The sequence below is a fragment of the Paenibacillus sp. LT-B23 genome (genome assembly GCF_059417685.1).
In genome coordinates, this window is record NZ_JBSQBM010000011.1 from 48,053 (window position 1) to 72,424 (window position 24,372).

The window sequence follows — 24,372 nt, forward strand, 5'->3', positions numbered from 1 at the left end:
GCATGACGCAGTTGAGTAAAAAAGCACTGGAAAGCATTGAAAGCTGGCTGCAAGACCCTTATATTGATGAAGAAACCAAACAGGAGTTGCGCGCATTGGAAGGCAACGAGCAGGAGTTGGAGGATCGCTTTTACAAAGAGCTTGAATTCGGCACAGGTGGTCTGCGCGGAGTGATCGGGGCGGGAAGCAACCGGATGAATCGTTACGTCATTGGACGTGCGACTCAGGGACTGGCTCGTTATATTTTGGAGCAGCATGCGGGGAAAGAAGGGAAGCCTTCGGTTGTAATCGCGCATGACTCGCGTCATTTCTCGCCAGAGTTTGCTTTGGATGCGGCTTTGGTACTGGCAGGCAACGGCATCGTTGCCAAGCTGTTCCCTTCCTTGCGACCAACGCCACAGCTTTCTTTCAGCGTACGTCATTTGAAAGCCAGTGGTGGGATTGTTGTAACAGCAAGCCATAATCCTCCTGAATATAATGGATACAAGGTATACAACGATGAAGGCGGTCAGCTTGTTCCTGATCAGGCTGAGCAGGTGATTGGTTATATCCATGAGGTTCCTTCTTTTGCTGATATTCACCGTCTGACACGTGAAGAAGCAGAGGCCCAGGGCCTGCTGGTTTGGCTCGGAGAGCAAGAAGATGAAGCGTTTGTGGATACGGTAGCCAGTGTGAGTGTTAATCGTGAGCTGATTGCAGCCGGACCAGGCAAAAACTTCAAGGTTGTGTTTACACCTCTCCATGGCTCAGGCAACGTACCGATTCGTCGCGTATTGGAGAAAATCGGTTTTGAGCAGGTACATATTGTGCCTGAGCAAGAACAGCCGGATGCTGAATTTTCTACTGTCAAATCACCCAACCCGGAAGAACGTGATGCCTTCAAGCTGGCTATTGCACTGGGTGAAAAAATTGGTGCGGACCTGTTGATCGGTACAGACCCTGATGCGGATCGCATGGGAGCAGTTGTGAAAAACCGTGACGGCGAGTATGTGGTATTGTCCGGTAATCAGTCTGGCGCGATCATGGTCTACTACTTGTTGAACCAGCTAAAAGAAACGGGTAAGCTTCCAAATAATGGAGCTGTCATTAAAACCATCGTAACGAGTGAAATGGGCGCAGTGATTGCTGAGCATTTTGGAGCAACGGTATTCAACACGCTTACGGGCTTTAAGTACATTGGTGAGAAAATGAATCAGTTCGACCAAACGGGTGATTATACCTACCTGTTTGGCTATGAGGAAAGCTACGGCTACCTGGCAGGCAATTATGCCCGTGACAAGGATGCGGTCTTGGCGGCTATGCTGATCGCTGAAGCAGCTGCTTATTACAGCACCCAAGGCAAGACGCTGTATGATGTTTTACAGGAGCTGTACGAGCAGTTTGGTTACTTCCTGGAGAAGCTGGAGTCCCGCACGCTCAAGGGCAAGGATGGAGTGGCGCAGATTCAGGGCAAAATGACGGATTGGCGCACTACTCCGCCTCTGGAAATTGCAGGTGTGAAGGTGGAAAAAGTGCTGGATTACTCACAGGGTTTGGACGGACTTCCACAAGAGAATGTGCTTAAATTCTTACTGGAAGACGGCTCGTGGTTCTGCTTGCGTCCTTCCGGTACTGAGCCTAAAATTAAAGTGTACTTTGCGGTACGCGGTGCCTCACTGGCAGATGCCGAGCAAAGAATCAGCCGTCTGGTGGAGGCTGTTATGGCACGCGTAGACGCTTGAGACAAATCCATTTATAATAGAATAGGATTAAGGTAATTGGATACGAATTAAGAAATCGGTGACCTCTCACGGCAAAGGGCAGTACGCCGTGGGGGTCATTTCTGTGTTGCAGAATAATCTGGAAGAGGCTTTGGGAAAATAAGCTTATTCCGGCAACGGAGGATTTTGCAAAATCCAATGAGTGGCCTACCAAGGACTGAGCAAGGGCAAGGTGGGCAGCATTGAATTTTGCAAAATCCCGAATATTAAGGAGGTTCTTTGGTGTATCAGAAATGGCAGTATTGGAATACGGCTTCTCGAAAATGGTTATGGATTCTGGTTGCACTTGGCTTGCTGGCTTCCATACCTGTAATTGCCGATCGTGTGAAGACAGAATCATCAAGTAAAAAAGTAGAGATCGTATTCGACTATCGGGATTTGACGGAGGCAGCTTCGTATCAGGCTCACCCGCAGGATTATCTGAATGAGCAGCTCGATCGCTTAAAGCAGGCCGGTGTGAACAGTATGGCAATGTATGAAAGCACACTGGATGATTTCCGTAAAGCAGGCCATGTTGTGACCTATACGACTCAGAACATTGCTGATATGGAAAAACGGGTATCACCCGTAAACGAGAATTTTACGTACGTTGTTTTCACTGATCAGGAAAACGCTGCGGCTTTGAAGCCGTTAATTGAACGTACTTTTACCAGCTTGGACATTAACGTCAAACCATGGACTTATCAGGGCCATGAAGGGCTCATTGTAGAAACTTCTCCAGAGGATGCGTATCTCAAGCCCATGCAGCCTGATCCGATTGCTATGAAACAGCTTCGGAATAAAGGATTTTTTATCGTTCCACGGATGAGCGACAGCCTTCCTTACAATCAGGAATTGACGGAAGAGACGTTGGCCTCCTTTCAGGAGAATGGCGTAAAACGCATTTTGTTTGAAGGAGATTCTGTTAAAGGTTTTACAGATAATGAGAAAAAGCACAGCTTGGCGGCATTTGCTGAATTGCTTAACAAATACAATATCGGTCTGGCCGCTATTGAAAACCTGAAAAAACCGCAGGCAGGCTTCAACAAGCTGGCTTACGATATAAAATATAACGTTGTGCGCCTGTACTCACTGAGCGACAAAGATTCAACGCTTGATGTGGAGACGTTGGCTGATCGTTTTGCATTGGCGACCAAGGACCGCAACATTCGCATGCTGTATCTTAATACAGCTCCGACCCGCAGTGTGGCTGAGGCCAAAGTGAAGGATTCTGTAGACAACTTGATCCATAGTTTGGACAAACCCGGCAATGCAGTTCAACGGATGGAGAAAAAGGGATTTGAGCTTGGACAGGCTGAACCGTTTAAAGTGGTTGATTCATCCTACCAACGTTACCTAAAACTGGTCGTTGTTCTGGGGGTACTGGCTTTCTTCTCCATTATGGTGTCGTATTTTGTCCCGGCATTGACCTTGTTAGCCTTTGGATTGGGACTGGTTGGCTCAGCAGGTCTTTACGTCCTGAACTCCAGCTTGATGGAGCAGGGCCTGGCACTGCTCGCAGCGATTAGCGGACCCACGGTTGCAATGGTCATTGCTGTGCGTACGATTAGAATCAAACGTGAACAGGAGCCTGAGCTTTCAGTAGGTCATCGTCTCGTTCAAACACTTGTACTGTACGTTCAGACTGCAGTCTTGTCCTTGGCTGCTGTACCGTTTGTTATTGCACTGTTGAACAGTATTGCGTACAGTCTTGTGCTGAACCAATTTAGAGGCGTAAGCTTGCTTCACATTTTGCCGATTTTTTTGGCGGCGATATATATTTTCTTTTATCGTGGCGTTTCTATACGCGAAGAAATTTCAAAACTGCTGCGCACACCGATTACCGTACTGTGGATTATCGTACTGGCTGTGATCGGAGCCGCAGGAGTATACTATTTGAGCCGTACCGGAAATGCGGGTACTGTATCGAACACAGAGCTGGTTTTCCGGAATTTCCTTGAGAATGCATTTGGTGTACGTCCGCGTAATAAGGAATTCTTGATGGCACATCCACTGTTTATTGCTGGTGCGTTTCTGGCGTTGAAATATCGCAAAGCGATCTATTTGCTGATTATCGCTGCTATTGGTCAGGCCTCTATGGTCGATACCTTTGCTCATATTCATTCTCCAGCCGCACTCTCGTTTAGTCGTGGGCTGTTAGGATTGGGATTGGGTCTGATTCTGGGAATTATCGCAATTGTCGTGTGGCAAGTGCTGGAAGGATGTTGGAAGAAATGGTCACCACAGCTCAAACGATAATAATCTCGGGTTATTACGGCTTTCACAATAGTGGAGACGAGGCAGTGCTCAAGTCGATTTTGACAGCATTAGAGGAGGAAAGCCGTCAGGCGGGGATTACGGTTAAACCTGTTGTACTGTCTTCGGACCCCGATTGGACACAGAAGATGTACGGAGTAGAAGCCGTACCGCGTATGAGTCTGGGAGAAGTTCAGAGAGCGATTAAAAACAGTGACGGGTTAATCAGCGGTGGCGGAAGTTTGCTTCAGGATGCAACCAGTCCCAAAAGCATTCCTTATTACCTAGCGATTCTCAAACTGGCCCAATGGGCCGGAAAGCCGACGTTTGTGTATGCTCAAGGTATCGGCCCGGTGCAACGGAAGATATTTTATCCTATGATCCGGTCGGTGTTTCAGCGTTGCGAATATGTATCTGTAAGAGATGAACAGTCTGCGGCGCTACTGGGCACCATGAAATTAAAACGTCCTGTTGTTGAGGTCGTTCCCGATCCAGTAATGGGGCTTCCATTGCCCTCCAATTCCGAAGGTTTGCAAGGAGCGGCTGTCGAAGGGGAAAATGAACTTCCGATCGTTGGTGTGTCCGTACGTTACTGGGACAAGGAACGTCGTGAATTAACGGCGATTGCGGATGGTTTGAAGAAATTAGCTGCTGGGCGCCGTGTACATTTGCGCTTTTTTCCTTTCCATCTGCCAGACGATGAGCAGGCTTCAAGGATGGTAATGGATTTGTTAGGGGATATTAGGGAAACGGGCAGCCGTGTTAGTATATGTGAGCAGGTTACCGATCCTCAGCAGATGTTGCTGGAAGTCAGTCGTTGTAGTTTGATGGTCGGGATGAGATTGCACAGTCTGATTTATGCAGCATCCCATCAGGTGCCCCCGTTGGGGATATCCTATGATCCGAAAATTGACCATTTCCTCGGCCGCGTCGGTAGCCAGCCTGTAGGCACCACAGAAGCGCTGAATGGTCAAAAGCTGGCTGATGAGGCTATACGATTGCTGGATCAGCGGAGCCAATGGATCGAGAGCCAGGGAGCGGCAATTGCTTTGTTGAAGAGCGAGGCCCGTTTGCCGGCACAGCATATCATTAATTACTTGTGTCGCAAAGGATGATGGATACAGTGACAGTCGATAAGGTTACGAATGTGCCTACCGTCCCGATTTTCGGTGTTCCGGTATCAAGGCTTAATATGGAAGATACATTAAATGTATTGATCCAGGCGATAGAGTCTCGCCGTCCGCATCAGGTGATTACTGCTAATCCGATTATGGTTATGGCTGCATTGGATAATCCAGTGTACATGTCCGTGATGAAGCAGGCGGAGCTCGTCGTCCCGGATGGGACCGGCGTGGTCTGGGCCGCAAATTATGTAGGACATCCAGTACCAGAACGAGTGGCAGGTTTTGACTTGTTACATGAATTGCTTGGAGCTGGAGAAAACTATCATTGGAAAGTTTATTTGCTCGGATCGACATCCGAGGTGATTCAAGCGACAGCCCAGCGGGTACATGAGCTTTATCCCGGTATTACGGTTTGCGGCAAGCGTGATGGATTTTTCGGACCGGAAGAGGATGAAGCAGTGATTGCAGCTATTCGTGAAGCAAATCCTGACTTGCTGTTTGTAGCACGTGGAGCGGACACGCAGGAGCCCTGGATTGGTAAATATAAAGAACAATTGGGTGTTCCCGTAATGATGGGAGTGGGCGGTAGCTTCGATGTTATATCCGGTAAAGCCAAACGCGCGCCTAAATTGTTCCAGAAGCTCAGAGCTGAGTGGTTGTACAGGCTATTGAAAGAGCCAAGTCGGTACAAAAGAATGCTTGCGTTGCCGAAATTCGCCGTGAAAGTGATGCGTGAAAAAGAAAACGTCACAAAAGTGTGATAAATAGCTTGAATCTGCCTTCAAAACCCGCTAATTGCCAGAATATGAAGCTTGGTATTTATTTTCGATGAGAGTATAATTCAATGCGGTTACATCTGAAAAGGATTGCTTTAAAATTGGGGGTCGAATGATCAAATGTTATTGATCTATATTATTGGTTTCATCATGGCACTGGGACTTGCGTTGTTATTGACACCGCTTGTCAAAAAATTTGCTGTGAAGGTTGGAGCCGTCGATGTGCCGAATGCCCGAAAGGTACATACCCGAATTATGCCGCGTCTTGGCGGTCTGGGGATTTTCCTGGCATTTCTTTTGTCCTTATTGGCGATTTTACCTTTTGTGCCTGAAGGAATGCTGTCCTCAAGGGATATTAACTTTATCGCAGCCTTTCTAATTGGCGGAACGTTGATTACATTGATTGGTGCCCTCGATGATCGTTTTGATCTTAATGCAAAATTGAAATTTTTGGCTCAAATTGCCGTTGCGTGTATGGTCGTATTTGCTTTTGATATTCGTGTTGATTTTGTGAACGTGCCTTTTCAGGATGCATATTCTTCTTTGGAAAGCTGGATCTCCATCCCGCTTACAATTTTCTGGATTGTAGGTGTAACGAATGCCATCAATTTGATTGATGGTCTGGATGGACTGGCTGCTGGTGTTTCAGGAATTGCAATCGGAACGATTTTTGTAATGTCTCTTCTGATGGGCAACTATATGGTTGCTATGCTTTGCTTGGTGTTACTGGGAAGCATTATCGGATTTCTGTTTTTTAACTTTCATCCTGCGAAAATATTTATGGGTGATACAGGATCTCTATTTTTGGGCTTCTGTCTGGCGATGCTGTCGATGCTCGGATTCAAACAGATTGCAATTGTATCGTTTATTACACCATTGATTATAATCGCCGTGCCTTTGTCAGATACATTCTTTGCAATCATTCGTCGCAAGTTGCAGAAAAAACCGATTTTCTCACCAGATAAAGGTCATTTACATCACTGCCTGCGTGAATTGGGCTTTAGCCACAGACAGACCGTATTGATTATTTACGGCATAGCCGCATTCTTTGGCATATTAGCCGTTATCCAATCGTCTGCTGCGCTTAATGAAGCGAACTGGGTTACCTTTGTCGTGATATGTATCATGATGTTCTTCTTACAGATCGGCGCCGAGGTTATCGGTCTTATCGGCAAAACCAAACGTCCGGTGATTAACACCCTGATTCGGTTGCTGGCTAAGCCAGATTCCCAGACTCGGTCGAAATTATAATTTTTTATTTTAAAAGTAAGTCTTCAAGCTTGGCGGTATACCGCGGGTTTGAGGGCTTTTTTGTTCTTCGTTATGAAAAAAACTCCCTCCTTTTTTGCGTATTTACTAATTTTTTGTATGTTCGCTACCGATAAAAAAAGTATTGAATGATTACGTGCCCCAAGGTGCGACAGAATCAAAGGAGGACAATGATTTGAAACGATTGCTATCCATGTTGCTGACGGTTGGTCTCATCATTGGCTTGGTGCCGGCGGCCCTGGTAGGTACGGCTCATGCTGCGACGGGAACTTATTTTATTTTTCCAAATGAAAAATATGATGCGGATTCGGCCAGAGTGGTGAACACCGACCGTGTTACAGTTAATGGTACGATTAATGGAGTGAACGGAAGCACCATTTCCTATAGTGTATTCCAGCTCTCCAAAAATGGAACGAACTACACCGAGGTTAATAAAAATGAGAGCCAAAAGGGCGGAATTACGGTCGCCGGTTCCACGCTTAAAATTACAGACATTAAACTCTTTCCTGGTTTGAACCGAATTACGTTCCAAAGCAGCCAAAATTCGGCTGATATGAAGGATTCTATTTATATTGAGTATCAGGACGGACCCAAGCTCTACGATTTGTCTGCAACGTTAAATGGCGAAACAGAGCAATTGATTGAGAACCAAACAACTGTTTTGACTGATGCAAAGAATAGTGGTACGGATGACGTCAAAGTAGTTATTCAAGGTACAGCGCCCAACGCTGACAATGTAACGCTAACGTCTGCAAAAAGTAGTAACACATATACTGTTAATAGCTACACAAGCTATAAATTAACAGGTAGTGTCGTACTCAGCCCTGGTAAAAACGTAGTGACTATCAAAGTAGGTAATGGCACTCAGGCCCTTACGGTTACACGTGAAATTACAATTTATACAGGAAAACCTGAATTTTCTGATTTGAATTTGAATAAGGATGGCAACGTGTCTACGGATCTGAGCACTTCACCAGACTTTACGGTGGCAGACACCAGCGGAATTGTTTTAAAAGGTAAAGTGTTAGTCCCAGGGGGGGCTTCCGATCCGAAGGTGGCTACCATTAATGCACGGTTTATTGATGTAAGCAACAACGGTAGCGCTGTTGGTAGTACCAGCGGTGTAGATGCTACGATTGATACGGCTAATGTGACAACTTCAAATGGCTATAGAGTGTATCCATTTCAGGTGAATGTACCTACTGATGCTGTCATTGATCATGTAACTGGAGCGTTTCTGGGGTTAACTTTTGATGATAGTAGTACACCTCCAGCAGCATATCCTGTGCAATTTACATTGCGCAGCAGCACACAACCTTACATTGATGATGTTAATTACCTTTCCGATTTTAATGTTCAATTGTTGAACAGAATCAATGGGTCTGGATCAGATCAAACGGCAGCTATAGCAGAAGCCCAAAAATTATCTGGTAATTCTATGAAAAATAAAACCACAGATGCACCGTCTGTTCCTGTAGGTTTGGAATTTATCGTTGTTAACGGGGCTCCAACTTCGATTAGTGAGCTTTCCGGCGTAACTGTACACACGGTAGGTTCACCTCAAGATGTGGTTAGGACGATTAATGGTAAGTCAACACAGGTGAAGAAAATTGTTGCTTACATTGACTCCCTGCCTAAAGAGGGCACAAACGTACTGAATTTTTACCTGAATGGAGACTCGACCAAATTGATCAAAGTGACAGTGAATCTGTTGCAGGGTCCATTCATGAAATACGATACAATTTATGACGGACAACAAATTCCGTTGAATACATCTAGTGCAAACTTGAATACCTATAAATTAACCCAATTGGGCTACTTTAAAGGTAAATTGCTCGACGTAAGTAATGCATCAGATATTCATTACACAGGCAGTAACCGAAATGTATTCCTGTATGTAAACAATGTATTGGTTGATCTGGATGGCACAGGAGTGGACTTTAAGCTCGCTTCATCCTCCGAGGATGCGGCAGCTAATGCACTGGCGAATGGGAATAATGAAATCAAGTTTGTATACAAACCGGGTATTGAGTACGCCAATACAGTAAAAGTAAACTTTACACAAACGAATATACCGGTAATTCCTGTTGCAAACACGCAAGGTATTATTCCGTTTACTCCAGTTAGCGGACTAAGCAGTGCGCCGAAATACAGCGAAATTGCACCAAAATCCAAAGATGCTAATTTCAAAAAAGTGGATGACACGAATTACACTACATCCCTGAAAAACATCAATGTTTTTGGTACCTTTAGCATTGCTGATTTGGGAACTGCAAACCAGGTACCGAGTGCGTTAAGCGACATCACCAATAAAGACCAATATATTCTGGAGATTAAAGGATCTGACGGCAGTGAGGTCAACTGGACTCTGAATAATCAGTTCTACTCAGCCGAAGATGCCAAGACAGTGTACAATTCCGGTTCTACTACGGATAAATTCAACAGCAAAGATTTAAAGGATCTGCTGGTTTATTATCATCCGGATAAGAAGTATTTCAGCTTTGTACTGAAAAACCAAACGATTCCACAAGATGGAACAGCAGTAGCCTACAATATTACCTTGTACAACAGTGGTAAAAGCGGACCATTTGCAACGTTCCGATTGCAAGTATCCGGCCAATCCACATCTTTTGATATTTTGCGTCCACTCCCTGAAAAGAGAATCGTGAATCAAAACTTTGTGCAAGTCGTAGTGAACGCAGGTAATGCAGATAGTGTTATGGTGGGTAAGGAAACAGCCGTTCAAGAGGGATTTGACTCTGACTATGATGGCACCATTGATTATCCTTCAACATACAAAGCCATCGTTACAGGGCTGAAACCTAATAAAGACAATAAAATTGATGTAGTGGTTACGGTAGGTAAGGACAAACAAAAACAAACCATTACCGTAAAATATGTGCCTACTAATATTCCTGGCGAGCAGTTTATGGAAGCCATGAAGACATCGCACAAAGTGTTTGATGGTAATCTTACCCTTGCTTTTGCCAAGGGGACGAGCCTGATTCGTCGAGATTATGATCAGCCTCAACAATTCAAAAACCAGGTTTTCTCCGGACACACTTTGTATTTTGCGATAGCGAACAGCGAAGATGGTGTCGTGGATCGACATGAGTTTGAAACTGAAAAGGCATTATCGGACATGCAGAGCTTGATCGCAGATGGAAGTAAATATTTTAATAGAGATTTTCCAGATCGTTATACCAAATCAAGTCCTGTATTCTGGATTGACCCAGGTGTAGCAGATGATATCAAAACAGATGAGTATGATCCTGTAACTAACGGTGCTGATCCATACCAACTGGCCAATAAGTCACAAAACGACAGTAGCAAGATCAAAAACTTCTACTGGCGCGATCCATCTAATGAACTGGTACCTTCCAAGCGTGCTACATTAACACTGACGTATGATAGCAGTATCGCTCAGGATGCAGGGAAACAAATGACGGTGTTCTATTTTGATTCTGATCTCAAAGACTGGCAGAACATTGGCGGTGTTGTAGATCCGAAGAAACATACCATTAAAGTACCGTTTGATCGTTTTGGCTACTATGTAGTTGCCAAGGTTGGAGAAACGTATAGTGATGTTATTAAACACAAATACGCGAGAGACTATATCGAGGCCATTTTGGCTAAGGGTGTCATGAATCCGATTGATCCAATTAACAGCTTTGGACCTGACAGCTACATTAAAAGAGGCGAATTTACTACGATGATGGTCAAAGGCTTACAAATTCCACTTAACTACAGTGGTGCGAAGCATTTTGATGATGTGTCAGTTTCAAATGCGATATCAGCAGATGCCCTTTATGATTATCGCTATATCGAAACGGCTGCACGTGCTGGTATTGTAAAGGGTTCGCAACCGAGAATCTTTATGCCGGAAGATGTCATCACACGTCAAGATGCTGCGGTCATCATTGCCAAAGCATTGAATTTGAAGCTGGAAACAGATCATGACAAGATCATGAAGAATCTGTCTAAAACCTTTAAAGATGCGGACAAGATTGATTACTATGCGCAAGCATCTGTGTTGGCTATTGCCAAGAAGGGCTTTATCACAGGTTCACCTGTTGATGCCAGCGATCCCAAAAAAGGATATATGTTTAATCCTACATCCCTGACCTTGCGTGGTGATGCAGCCATTATTGTAGCTAAAGTTATGGCTGATAAAAAGCTACTTCCTAAAATCTAGATCCTTAAAAAACTGAATTTATCGAACATCCCTCCATGTGAAATTGGAATTCCCTTTCATATACATGAGAGGGATGTTTTTTAGAAATCAGCTATTTGACTGGGATTAAGGGCCTATGCCATAATAGCAATGAGCAGAAAATTACAGGTGAGGATCACGCCGTTTTTTTGTTCTGTAATCCCAATGAGAACCTGTAATTTAAATGCTTTTTTTTAAGTGTTTATCTCAAAATGTGTTTATTATTTTTTTATATGTTTTTTTTGTGCATTTATCTGAAACTTTACGCCTATTTCATCGTAGTAGAGGATTAGTGTGCTTAAATATTACATAGAGAAATGAGTGGGGAGTGATGAGATGTCTCAGTTTTCAATACGCCGTCCTGTAACAGTATTTATGTTAATTATTGCTTTGTTAATCGGGGGCGGTATTTTTGCGTTAAGGCTTCCTGTCGAGCAGATGCCGGATATGAAGCTGCCTATTGCTGTGGTAGCGACCAGTATTCCAAACTCGACACCGACAGAAGTTGAGGAATTGGTGACCAAACCTATTGAAAAGAGTCTGGCTTCTATTGAGAATGTGGATACGATCCAGTCCGAGTCTTCAGAAGGATCATCTATGGTCATAATTCAATTTAATTGGGGAATAGATATAAATCAGGCAACCCTCGACATGCGAGATAAAATTGATGGGGTTCGAGGCTCTCTTCCAAAGGCGGCAAATTCACCGCGCGTACTTAAATTGGATCTCAACGCAACGCCGGTTATTACGCTCTCTCTTACAGGGGACCAGGATATTAACAAGCTGAAGCCTATTGCGGAAGATATCATTGAGCCGCGTCTTGAAAGAATTTCGGGAGTAGCTTCAGTCAGCATGTCAGGTGGGCAAGAACGGCTTGTGAAGATTACCGTAGATCAGGCCAAGCTACAAAGCTATGGCATTACGCTGGATCAAATCAGCCAAGCGCTATCGTCTAATAACGTAGCTGGTTCTGCTGGTTCGGTGTACCGAGGTAATACAGAAATCCAACTGCGGGTTCAAGGTGAATACAAAGCTGTTTCAGAAATGGGTGAAACGCCAATTCCGGTAGGGAAGGGAAGCGTTAAGCTAAAGGACATTGCGACAGTTGAAGATTCCTTGGATGAAGTTACAACCATTTCTACCTATAATGGAAAGCCAAGTATCAATATTTCTGTTACTAAAGCTACAGGGGGAAATACCCTTTCAATCGCCAATTCTGTGAAGGATAGTTTAGATTCAATACGGAAGGAATTACCTCCGGGAACTCAACTGGAGATGGTAACAGATGCTTCCAAACCCATTAGCGACTCCGTACACTCATTAATAGAGCATGCTATATTGGGGCTTATTATCGCAGCCATTGTATTGCTGTTATTTTTGAATAGTATACGGTCTACTATTATTGCTTCTATCGTTATTCCAATTTCTTTCGTAGCAACGTTTATGATGATGTATTTCACCGGACAAACTATTAATGTTATTTCACTGAGTGGTTTACTTCTGGGATTAGGATCCTTTGTCGACTTTGCGGTTGTTATTATTGAGAATATTTTTAGGCAGCGACATGAAGGGAAGAGCATGCTACAAGGGGCTATTGATGGCTCCAAGCAGGTGGGTAATGCCGTTATGGCGTCTGCACTTGCGCAGATCGTAGTATTTTTACCAGTTGTTTTTGTTGATGGAATTGCGGGAGTTTTATTTAAACCGCTGGCATTAACTGTTATTTTTTCTCACATTGCAGCTTTGGTGGTTTCTCTTCTGATTGTTCCAATGCTCGGCTCACGTTGGTTACCTACCATACCGGATGAATCAATATACTCTTCAGGTACTTATAAAGGTATAAACCCTATTGTATGGTTTAATATTGGCTTCGAGAAGTTTAAGGGTGGCTATCGACATTTACTGCAGTGGGGAATTAACCATAGAAAATCTGTTTTAATTATTACATTATTAATGTTTGTGGCAGCAGGGACTCTGGTTCCTTTGGTTAAGACTGAATTTATCCCGGAATCCGATACTGGGGAATTCACAGTTAACGTGAAACTTCCTAATGGAACGGTCTTGGAAGAAACTGAAAAGGTTGTTCAAGATATAGAAAAAGAAATTTTGAAAGTTCCTGATCTGGATAAAATGACAGTGACTGTTGGTTCTGGTGGCAATTCTGCCTTTTCTGGTGCAGCTCCAACCAACTCGGCAGATCTAAGCGTAACGCTGAAGGATGGGCATCAGGCAACAGATGTTGTAGTTGATGGCCTTCGTAAGAAATTTGATAGTATTCCGGATGCAGAGATTACACTGACGTCTGCAACAGGCCTTTCGAGTGGAGCGGCTGTTAACATTAATCTAAAAGGTGACGATATTGACGTACTGAGAGAACTTTCAGACAATCTCGTTGCTGACGTGAAAAACATACCGGGTACCGTTAATGTCAAAAGTAGCTTGAGTGCGGTTCGCGAAGAATATGAGATTACCGTTAATCGGGAGCTTGCTAGTCGATATGGCTTATCAGCGACCCAAATCTTATCTGCTGTGAATACTTCTTTTAATGGATCCGTCGCTACAAGCTATCGTACAGGTGAGGATCAGATTGATGTGAAGATATCGTTGCCAGAGCAGAATCGTCATGATCTGTCATATCTACAAGCCTTGCGGATTACCACTTCACAAGGCATCGATGTACCTTTGTCTTCAGTAGTAAGTATTGATAAACGGACTGTACCCGATACTGTTACTCGTGAAGACCAAACGCGTCAAGTGCAGATTACTGCTGATATTGATGGGACGGGGGACATTCTTACCATTAATCAAAAAATAGATGCTCTTTTGAAGAGTACTCACTTCCCAGAAGGCTATAGTGCAGATACGGGTGGCGGACAAAATGAACAAATGATGGAGTCTTTCATGAACTTAGCGGTAGCTATTTTGCTATCAGTCGTGCTGATTTATATGGTTATGGCAGGACAGTTCGAATCGTTGCTTACACCGTTTGTTATTATGTTTTCGGTTCCACCTACGGTAATTGGTGTGCTTATCGGTTTAGCTGTAACCGGGGCGAGTCTCAGCGTTTCAGCTTTGACGGGTTATATCATGCTCGTCGGTTTGGTCGTCAACAATGCCATTGTTATGATTGACTTTATAATTCAGCTCCGAAAAGAAGGCCAAGATCGGGATGAAGCTATTATTCATGGAGCGGCTGAGCGGTTGCGTCCAATTTTAATGACCACGCTGGCTACTGTACTTGCTTTGCTTCCAATGGCATTCGCAACAGGCAGTGGCAATGAAACACAAGCACCTATGGCAGTTGTCGTTGTGTTCGGATTGTCCTTCGCTGCTGTTATTACATTGATTCTTATTCCGGTAGTCTACGTCATGATGGATAATATGATACAAAAACGTAAGAATCGGAAATTGAAAAGACAAGCGAAGAGAGAATTGAAAAAAGAAGCGAAATTACAAAAAGGTGTTCATATATAAGGTGAGGTGGAGAAACATAATGAATAAAAAAAGTGCTCTGATTGCTACAACTTTGCTTTTATCAGTTGCATTAGCAGGTTGCGGTGGGGGGGAGGCCCCTGCCGCACCAACTACGGCGCAGCAAGCCATTCCGGTCCAAGTGGCAAAAGTGACGAAAGGTAGTATCAAGGATTCAACGGGTATTATTGGAAGCTTTGCTCCCAAAGAGACGGCTCAGGTGTCTCCGAAAATAAGTGGTAAAATTCAAAGTATTAACCTTACAGTGGGGCAAAAAGTAAATAAGGGCGACACATTGTTTACTATAGACCAAAAGGACTTGCGGGACTCGATTAAGCAATCCCAGGAGTCGTACCAGGTTGCCCTGGCAAATTTAAAGCAGGCAGAGTCTGGCGCAGCACAATCTGTGCAGCAGGCAGAGTCCAGTGTGGATCAAGCTAAAAGTGCGCTTGTACAGCAAGACAATACCATTACCCAAGCTCAGACCAGTTTGGTCGATGCCCAGAGTTCCGTACGTGATGCTCAAAATACGCTCAATCGCAACCAACAGTTGTTTAGTGCGGGCGCTCTATCTCAATCCGAGTTAGAGCAGTCTCAAATAGCGCATAGAAGGGCTTTAACTGCGGTGGAGAATGCACAGATTACACTTCACAATGCACAAACATCCAGGGAAAGTGCGCAAACAACATATAATAATGCTCAGAAATCATTACGTCTTGCTCAACAGAAAACGGGTATTGACGTAGCACGAGCTTCTGTGAATCAGGCTAAGTCTAGTTTAGACACAGCACGTAGTCAACTGGTGGATGCTGTAGTCAAAGCTCCAATTTCCGGCACGATATCGGTAGTAACAGGAACCCAGGGGCAAATGGTTAGTGCACAATCAGCAGTTGCTACAATAGCGAATACCAATCCTATTATTGCTAAAGTCAACGTTTCTGAGTCTGAGCTTCTTAAGTTGCAGGTGGGTTCATCTGTGACTGTAGGTGTGGACTCCTTAGATAAGCGAATTGAGGCCAGAGTATCGGCCGTCAATCCGGTAATGGATAATGATCTCAAGGCATATCCTGTCGAGATTTCGGTTCCTAATGGTTCAGGTGAATTAAAATCAGGGATGGTTGTGACTGTATACATGAAATCAGAAGCTCCTAAAAACATTTTGGTATCGCAGGATGCCATTACGGAGCAGGCAGGGAAAAAGTATGCTTATGTAGTGGAAGGAACAGTGGCTAAGCGGGTAGAGGTGCAGACAGGCCAGGAAAGTGCCAAACAGGTTGAGGTAACCAAGGGGCTTGCTGAAGGACAAAATGTTGTCGTTAAGGGAGTTAGTCTGCTTACGGATGGCGCGAAGATTAATGTAGTGAAGTAATTTGTCTCGGCTATATTTACAGTAAATCACTGTTACTCCGTCATTCCTACTACTTAAAGTGTATTAGAGTATTAGATTTCAAGGGAATCTATAGTCTTTATGTACTTTATATATTCTATGGGTAATTCTTAACGAATATACTCCATTAAAGACTGACTTAAATGTACGGAAATAATCCTTGTACATTTAAGGCTTAGAAGGTAAAAGTTGTAGGATGACGGAGGAACAGGTTCAATAGTATAATTATGACTGTGGGAAGCGGAATACATATTCAAAAAAAAATAAAATTTTTTTTTGAAACGGACGCAACTTTTTGAACCCATGCTACGTCTAATTGGGTGAGTATGAAACAAAGGGGTACAAAAGCGTAAAGACATAATTCGCTAAAAAAATTCTTTACGACATTGTTATCACATTGTATAATACTGGAGTACGTCATAAATGGACGCTTTCTTTCAACTAGATTCCAAGCTTCTGTGATATTGTCACAGATATCATTTTATAAGGGTTCTCATAAAGCTCGGAAAGGAGGTGTAACGACTGATGAGTGACAAGATCCGACAAAAAGACAAAAATAATATTTCTGGTTATATTCAAGGAGGAGAAAAAAAGGTTATGACAAAGTTTAATAAAAAAATGATCAACGTGCTGGCAACAGCAACATTGGTTGCTGGTGTTGCAGCTCCAATCGCAGCACTGACTGCACCAACTGCAGTTCATGCAGCTTCTAGCTATACATCTCTGAACACTCCGTCAATCGGTTCCGGTGCAACTACTGAGCCTATTTCTCTCGGTAGAGCAAGAATTTCTATTAGCCAAGCTTCCTTAGCTCAAGGTGCTTCTTTTACAGTAACATTGCCTAAAGGCTTCAACTTTGCTACAGCTCCACATGTTACTACATCCGCTTCTGATGCAACTTATGGTTTGGGTGTTAATCTTGATGCTGGGGATAACAAAACTAAAGCAGAAACTCCATACCCAGCAGAGCCAATTAAAGTTGAAAAGCTGACTGATAATTCTGCAAAAGTAACATTCGATAGCGCTTATAACGATTCTAAAGATGGTTCCGATATTTACCTGAATTTTGGTAAAATTAATGTGACTGGACCAAGTAATGGCCCTGTAAAAGCAACAATTGATGCTGCTTCCGCAAGTGGTTTGACTAGCGGTGAAGTAACAATTGCTAACGTAGTATCTTCTGGTCAAGTATCCTTGTCTGTTGCAGATACAGTTTCCAATACAGATAAATTTACTGCGACATTGAAAGTGAAAGAACAAACAGCAGGTTCTTTGGCTAACAATAACATCAAATTGAAGTTGCCTAGTGGTTTCAAATGGAACGCTTCAGGAGCAGCTACAATCCTCTTTGGTGACATCGCATCTGGTGATGTGGTTTCTAAAGTAGACGGTGACACTTTGACTTTGTCTTTGAGCAAAGTAAGTGGTAAAGAAACAACTTTCAACTTGCCTTTGAACTTCTACGTTGACGATGAGACAAATGCTAAAGAAGGCGATGTTACAGCTAATATCTCTGGTAACACAACTACTGACGTTAGTTCCCTTGTAGTAGGTAACTATGGTCAAATCGGTGGTGGTGTATCTGTAGCTACTCCAACAACCATTCTTGCTGGTCACGACGAGCAAAAGATTGGTGATATCGTAATTAAAGAAAGTGTTGCAGGATCTTTTGTTAAAAACCGTACTGTAACATTGCGTTTGCCTGAAGGTGCTCGTTGGCAGTCTACTTTCGAAAGCAACAGCCCAGGAAGCAACTTTACTGGATCTTTCGAAAACACTAACGGTTTGGGTGGAGCTGAAGTATCTTACACAGACTCCGACAAGCGTACTTTGAGACTGACTTTCACAAATCCTAACAGCTCTAATGATCCTGGTACTTTGAAACTGAAAAACGTTGAAGTTGCTACACAACCAGGTTTCTCCGGCGATCTGAACGTTGATGTTGCTGGTAGCCAAGGTCTGAGTGGTACTGTTAAGGTTGCAACTGTGAAACAAGCAGTTACTCTGGCTGCTGCTTCCAAACCAACCCTGACAATCGGTCTGGGCGACCAACAAGTTGGCGACATCACAATTACTGAAGCAGCTAAAGAAGCTTTCGTTAAGAAAGATGGCAGCCGTGAAGTAATCTTGGAATTGCCAACAGGCGTGCGCTTTGCTGCTACTCCAGAAGTTAAAGTAACAGCTGGTGACGTTAAAGTGAAGAGCGTGTCCACTGATACTTACGGCGATAGCAACAAAGGCCGTCTGAGCTTCTACATTGATAGCGAAAGTGCTACACCAAGTACAATCACAATCGCAGCTCCTAAGCTGACTGTTGACCGTACTGTAGCTCAAGGAGATATCGTTGCTAAGCTGAAAGGTAGCGCTGTTTCTTACACTGCATACAAAGGCGCAACTGACAACACTCAAAACTGGAAAGACAACAACACTGCAGCTGCTGAAGTAGCAATCGCAACTGTTGGAACTCCAGCTCCAGGTGCTACTAAATCCAAAGCTGTATTCACACTGGGAAGCACTGCTTACACAGTGAACGGCGAATCTAAAACAGCTGATGTTGCTGCTTATGCTGAAAACGGACGCACTTACTTACCAGTACGTTATGCAGCTGAAGCTCTGGGTGTATCCCAACAAAACATCCTGTTTGACAAAGCAACTTCCACAGTTACCCTGATTAAAGGTGACCGCGTTGCTCAAATCAAACTGAACACTAACCTGTTGACTATTAACGGTTCTGTAGTTCGTATGGACGTTAAAGCTGTAACTAACAAAAACCGTACTGTACTGCCTATCTTCTGGGTGAGCAGAGCGCTGGATGCATCCATCAACTATGATGCAACTGCGAAAACAGTAACTGTTGAAAACAACAACTAATTTAAGAGCAACTCTTTTGAGTTAACTGAATTAGATGAGAAGAGGGTTCCTTTTGGAGCCCTTTTCTTTTATTAGCCATATTGACAAAGGAGAGAAATTATGAAACGTTTTGGAGTGGCAGTACTTTCCACATTGGTTCTTTCTTCTGCATTTGCCAATCTTGTGGGAGCTCAAGCAGGTGATATAAAAGTTATTATTAACGGTGTAACCCAACAATATACGCAAGCTCCTGTTGTTAGTCAAAATACAACCTTAGTACCTCTTCGTGGAGTTTTCGAAAGTTTGGGAGCGAGAGTGGATTGGGATAGTAAAGCTAAAAAAGTAACGGCATCTAAAAATGAAGATACGTTAACTTTAAATGTTGGTTCTAAACTTGCTTATAAGAATAGTGCTCCTGTACAACTGGATGCAGCTACTCAAATCCAGAAGGGTCAAGTACTCGTTCCTTTACGCTTTGTGAGCCAATCATTAGGCGCCAAAGTAAATTGGAATAAGACTACACGAACAGTGACCATTTCAAATCAAGTAGATGGAAGTACTACTGGTGAAACCAATAGTTTGTCCAGTAAGCCTTTCACGGCTCCTGTGACTAAAGTTACTTATGATACCTACTATAATGATTCTTTGACCTATGATGATGCAGTTAAACTGGCTATAGCTGATAGCACCTCGGTTAAAACAGGAGAACTGAATATCGATCAAGCTGGAAAAATCATGAAAGAAGCAGGCAAAAATATTGACTTTGTTCCTGCCGAAGCAGGTGACGAAGGACAAGATAAAGCTTTCAAAGGTTATGCTCAAACTAACCTTAATTATGAGGCTACCAAAAAGAACCTGGATATGACCAAAGAAGGTATTGAATACAATGTAAAGGATCTTTATAACAAGCTTCTTCAAAAGCAAAATGCCGTTAAACTGGCTGCTTTGAATATTGAAGATGCTGAGCGCAAGCTGAAAGTTGCACAAATTAAAAGAGATAATCAAATGTCGAGCGATTATGAGGTGACTCAAGCAACCAACCAGTTGACTCAAAATCAAGCTGCTTTAGACAAGGCTAAAAAAGATCTGGATAGCGCATATGTATCTTTGAATCAAGTGATTGGTTACAAGCCAGAGCAGCGTTACGAATTGAAGGATAAACCTGTTTATTCGGAATTCAAAGATAATGTGGAAACTAAGGTAAGCCAAGTGCTTACCAGCAGCACGGCTATTTGGTTAAGTGAACAAAAAGTGGATTTAGCTGAACTGAGCTTGAAGCTCTACAATTTTAATACTCAAGGAAATACGCCATACGAAGCTCAACAACTTGATGTTGAGAAAGCTCAGTATGCTACAGAGGGTACAAAGAGAACTCTTGAAGAAGCTGTGAGAACCCTTTATAACAACATTAAAGGCTTGGAAAGCCAGTATTCTCAAATTCAAGCTGGTTTGGTGAGTGCTAGAAGTGCGGCAGATATGGCTAAAAAGCAATTTGATGTGGGTTTAGCTACTGAACTTCAGGTTTATGAGGCTAATCTGAAAGTGACCACGGCTGAACAGCAAGCAGAAGATATAGTTACGAGCATTGATACATTGAAGATGGCTTATAATAAACCTTGGGTTCTGCAAGGTGCTTCTTCTTAATACTAATATATAATTATTTTTACAGAGGCATGAACCTGTTGTAGGAGGATCAGCATGAAATCACGCTACAAAGTATCGCTGGCAGCAGTTTTGCTTGGAGGAGGGATAGTTGCAGGCTCCTTAATGAACAACTCAGTTAATGGAGCCTCCAGCTCTGGACAACCAGGTACAGCTGATGATCCAGTCGTAACCAAAAGCTATGTTGACCAGAAAATCGCTCAGGCAATCAAAGGTGGAGCATCAGCAAGTAGCACTAATAGTAAAACGACTAGTTCAGCAGCTCCCACCACAAACGCTCCTTCTAACGCAACAACTTCGGGAGCGCCTAGTACAGGTAAAGCTTCCACAGCTATGGAACAGACCGAGGAATTGAAGGTGGTTGATGTAAAGCCTAGTCAAAAGCTGATTGCCAAAGCTGGATCGGAATTTATTTTACGTAACGGGTATGCTGTTGTTTATAGCATGGATGCCAGTGGAGCTATTGATATCACTTCCGGAACGGAAATCGTTCATAATCAAGCGGTTGAGAAAAATCATTTACTATCCTTTCCTAGAGAAGGAAGAGGTATTCAGGTAAAAGAAGGCCAGAAGTTTGGCCTGGTCGTCATGGTACGTGGCGGTTACACTCTCCAATAGGTTGTATAATGGAATGTTCTTTTTCGTAAATACTGCTTGGGATAGCAAATTGTTCTTGGCTAATCTGGCTCCAAACGCTGCACACTAACTTCATGAAAGAAAATACAATTGATGGAGGTGTGTACGATGGCGTCAAGAGGTCAGAGACGATTGATTCCCGAAAGCCGTGCCAGATTACATGATTTGAAGTATGAAATTGCTGCTGAGTTTGGGTTTCCTGTTTATAATCCCCAATATGCACATGTAATTCCTAGTGCAGACAGTGAGTTTGCTGCTGAGTTGGGCGAATTTAAAGGAAGCGCAAATGTGGAGTGGCGCTATTTGACTTCAAGACAGAATGGCTCTGTGGGCGGCGAAATTACCAAGCGATTGGTACAATCTGCCGAACGCAGCTTGTCTGAATTTGGTACCTTGTAAGCTGCAATAATCTTACTGATTTTGAGGTGCAGTTGTTTTAAAAAAAGGCTATTTTCATTTGGATCAGAAATTATTTCTTATCCATTTGGCTTAGCTTCGCCTTTTGTAATGGGGAGATATGAATTGACACCTCGTTTTAAATAGGATATCATGGCATTTGAGGCTTGTACGCAACCTTTTCCTACCGGAAAAGGTTCATTTTTTGTTAACCAGGTATAGAAGTCATTTTCCGTCACATGTTGACGTGAGAGTGTCTGAATAATGCCATTGCCATGTCAGGATTTTATATATAAATCCTCATGTATTTTAATTGTGGGAGGTTGAAATTCATGTCTGTAAAAGGTCGTCATTTGTTTACGTCTGAGTCCGTAACAGAAGGTCATCCGGATAAAATCTGTGATCAGATTTCTGACGCCGTATTGGACGCCTTTTTGGCTAACGACCCTAATGCACGGGTAGCGTGTGAAGTATCAGTAGCTACTGGTCTTGTTCTCGTCATTGGTGAAATCAGCTCCAAATCGGAATATGTGGATATTCCATCCATTGTACGCAATACGATTAAGGAAATTGGCTATACACGTGCGAAATACGGCTTTGATTATAATACTTGCGCTGTATTGACTTCTTTGAATGAACAATCGCCGGACATCGCTCAAGGGGTTAACGCTGCCCTGGAAAGCCGTGATCCTGCTGAAGTAGATAAAGAAACGGAAAACATTGGTGCAGGCGATCAAGGGCTGATGTTTGGTTTTGCCACGAATGAAACACCTGAGCTGATGCCGTTGCCAATCGCGATGTCTCACCGTATTGCACGTCGTTTGGCTGAAGTGCGCAAGGATGGAACACTAAAATACCTTCGCCCGGATGGTAAAACGCAAGTAACGGTAGAGTATGAAAATGGAAAACCAGTTCGTATTGATGCCATTGTAGTTTCTACACAGCATGCAGAAGATACTACATTAGAGCAAATTCAGGCAGACATCAAGGAAAAGGTTATTTTGCCAGTTGTTCCTGCGGAATTGCTGGACGAGCAAACCAAGTATTACATTAATCCTACAGGGCGTTTTGTTATTGGCGGACCTCAAGGGGATGCAGGTCTGACAGGCCGCAAAATTATTGTTGATACGTATGGCGGTTATGCACGTCATGGCGGGGGAGCATTCTCCGGTAAGGATCCGACCAAAGTGGACCGTTCCGCTGCTTACGCTGCCCGTTATGTAGCGAAAAACCTTGTTGCAGCCGGTTTGGCAGATAAGGTAGAAATTCAGCTTGCCTATGCCATTGGCGTGGCTACGCCGGTTTCGATTAGCGTTGATACATACGGTACGGGTAAAGTAAGCGATGAGAAAATCGTTGAACTGATTCGTAACAATTTTGATCTTCGCCCAACAGGTATCATTCGAATGCTAAACCTGCGTCGTCCAATCTACAAGCAAACGGCTGCTTACGGTCACTTTGGCCGTACAGATCTGGATGTACCATGGGAGAGCATAGACAAAGTTGAAGCTCTGAGATCGCAAGCGGGTCTATAATTTCCCACATGCTATCAAAATATAAGCAATAACCCCAAAAAAGACTGTCTCATGATTTACATGAGCAGTCTTTTTTTGATGTATTCTACAAGCTAAGTTGTGAATTACTGTGATGAATTTCTAAGCGCTTACTCCGTTGGGGGTGTAAGATTCAACAGCTTTTGGAGCAACTGACAAACTTTTTTTAGCTCCTTACGCTGCTCCAAATATGAGAATAGAGCTTTTAAAAGACCCATTTGGGGATTCGCTTTCAAAGCTTCTTCCTTTAATAGAGCTGCAATTTGCTGATACTCCTGCTTTTCTTCCTTTGAACTCCATGAAGATAGCAGTATACTGTCTTCCAGAGAGTGGAGAAGGCCGTTAATCTGGCGACCTTGGTCAAAGGGATTGCTTAGAATACTTTCAGGTAACCAGCCCTGCTTGCTCCGGAACAAATGAGGGGGGGAATCAGCGTTATTCAGATTAGCTACCAAGGAACGGGATAAGAAAATGATGAATTGCGCAAGCTGCTCAACCGTTTCATCATTCATCCGATCTGCAAAGAAGCGAATGTATTCAAATACAATACTTTTAAGCACAAAGGTCATATCCCATGCGTGATCTTCAATCTCCGGTCCAAAAACGTCAATCAAGCAATCGCGTGCCCATTTGTACAGCTTGTATTCATGTTGCTCGAAGGCGCCATTGAGTTGCTCATTTTGAAAAATAAGCATGGATGGTTCAGGCATATCAATCATAAGATATACCTTATTTTCAACAATGTTTTTTAAATAGAGTACAATAAACCTGTGCAGTTTATCATGATTAGTAAGGTCAGGCTTGCTGTAAAGTGCCCGAATGTCTTGTTCAATATTATTCTCCAGAATGATACACATTTCCAAAGGAAGCTCTTCTTTTCCTTGAAAATATTTATAAAAGGATGCCTTCGCCATCCCGCTTTCTTTGGCGATCTCTTCAACAGATGTTGAATAGTAGCCTTTTCTGGAGAACAGCCGAATGGCTGCCTGTAAAATATCATTTTTTTTACTTTCCATACATACTACCCCCTAGGGTCCAAT

At 43.3% G+C, this 24,372-nt stretch carries 14 protein-coding genes; 13 read left to right on the top strand and 1 reads right to left on the bottom strand.

Annotation, left to right across the window (positions count from 1 at the left end):
• Positions 1 to 2: 2 nt before the first annotated feature.
• The 13 genes from ACWXW9_RS15135 to metK all read left to right on the top strand — a co-directional run bounded on the left by ACWXW9_RS15135 (position 3) and on the right by metK (position 23,314).
• Positions 3 to 1,721 carry a phospho-sugar mutase gene (locus tag ACWXW9_RS15135; protein WP_494930064.1) on the top strand — a complete coding sequence of 573 codons (1,719 nt, stop codon included), beginning with the start codon at positions 3 to 5 and terminating at the stop codon, positions 1,719 to 1,721.
• A 261-nt stretch (positions 1,722 to 1,982) separates the two neighbouring features.
• On the top strand, positions 1,983 to 3,998 hold the full coding sequence (locus tag ACWXW9_RS15140) for a DUF5693 family protein (protein ID WP_494930065.1): 2,016 nt from the start codon (positions 1,983 to 1,985) through the stop codon (positions 3,996 to 3,998).
• Entirely contained in the window at positions 3,974 to 5,110 is a 1,137-nt protein-coding gene (gene csaB / locus ACWXW9_RS15145; protein ID WP_494930066.1) for a polysaccharide pyruvyl transferase CsaB, read from the top strand. The genes ACWXW9_RS15140 and csaB overlap by 25 nt, the downstream gene beginning before the upstream one ends.
• A gap of 8 nt (positions 5,111 to 5,118) precedes the next feature.
• Entirely contained in the window at positions 5,119 to 5,880 is a 762-nt protein-coding gene (locus ACWXW9_RS15150) for a WecB/TagA/CpsF family glycosyltransferase (protein ID WP_134912175.1), read from the top strand.
• Between the two features lie 135 nt (positions 5,881 to 6,015).
• On the top strand, positions 6,016 to 7,146 hold the full coding sequence (locus ACWXW9_RS15155) for a glycosyltransferase family 4 protein (RefSeq protein WP_494930067.1): 1,131 nt from the start codon (positions 6,016 to 6,018) through the stop codon (positions 7,144 to 7,146).
• Positions 7,147 to 7,339: 193 nt separating this feature from the next.
• A complete protein-coding gene (locus ACWXW9_RS15160) occupies positions 7,340 to 11,359 on the top strand; it encodes an S-layer homology domain-containing protein (protein ID WP_494930068.1) in 4,020 nt (1,339 codons plus the stop codon).
• Positions 11,360 to 11,713: 354 nt separating this feature from the next.
• Positions 11,714 to 14,851: an efflux RND transporter permease subunit gene (locus ACWXW9_RS15165; RefSeq protein ID WP_494930069.1), complete on the top strand. Its 3,138-nt coding sequence runs from the start codon at positions 11,714 to 11,716 to the stop codon at positions 14,849 to 14,851.
• A gap of 19 nt (positions 14,852 to 14,870) precedes the next feature.
• Entirely contained in the window at positions 14,871 to 16,217 is a 1,347-nt protein-coding gene (locus ACWXW9_RS15170; RefSeq protein ID WP_494930070.1) for an efflux RND transporter periplasmic adaptor subunit, read from the top strand.
• Between the two features lie 543 nt (positions 16,218 to 16,760).
• A complete protein-coding gene (locus ACWXW9_RS15175; RefSeq protein WP_494930071.1) occupies positions 16,761 to 19,106 on the top strand; it encodes a copper amine oxidase N-terminal domain-containing protein in 2,346 nt (781 codons plus the stop codon).
• Between the two features lie 99 nt (positions 19,107 to 19,205).
• The gene (locus ACWXW9_RS15180; RefSeq protein ID WP_494930072.1) at positions 19,206 to 20,729 is read left to right on the top strand and encodes a stalk domain-containing protein; all 1,524 of its coding nucleotides are present in this window, start codon (positions 19,206 to 19,208) and stop codon (positions 20,727 to 20,729) included.
• 54 nt (positions 20,730 to 20,783) lie between these two features.
• A complete protein-coding gene (locus tag ACWXW9_RS15185; protein ID WP_494930073.1) occupies positions 20,784 to 21,365 on the top strand; it encodes a hypothetical protein in 582 nt (193 codons plus the stop codon).
• 126 nt (positions 21,366 to 21,491) lie between these two features.
• Positions 21,492 to 21,782 (top strand): alpha/beta-type small acid-soluble spore protein, encoded by a 291-nt coding sequence (locus tag ACWXW9_RS15190; protein WP_494930074.1) that lies wholly within the window; start codon positions 21,492 to 21,494, stop codon positions 21,780 to 21,782.
• Between the two features lie 329 nt (positions 21,783 to 22,111).
• Positions 22,112 to 23,314 (top strand): methionine adenosyltransferase, encoded by a 1,203-nt coding sequence (metK, locus tag ACWXW9_RS15195; RefSeq protein ID WP_494930075.1) that lies wholly within the window; start codon positions 22,112 to 22,114, stop codon positions 23,312 to 23,314.
• 128 nt (positions 23,315 to 23,442) lie between these two features.
• On the opposite strand, the gene ACWXW9_RS15200 is transcribed toward metK, so the two are convergent.
• Complete coding sequence (locus ACWXW9_RS15200) at positions 23,443 to 24,348, bottom strand: TetR/AcrR family transcriptional regulator (protein ID WP_494930076.1); 906 nt, start codon at positions 24,346 to 24,348, stop codon at positions 23,443 to 23,445.
• Between the last annotated feature and the right edge of the window lie 24 nt (positions 24,349 to 24,372).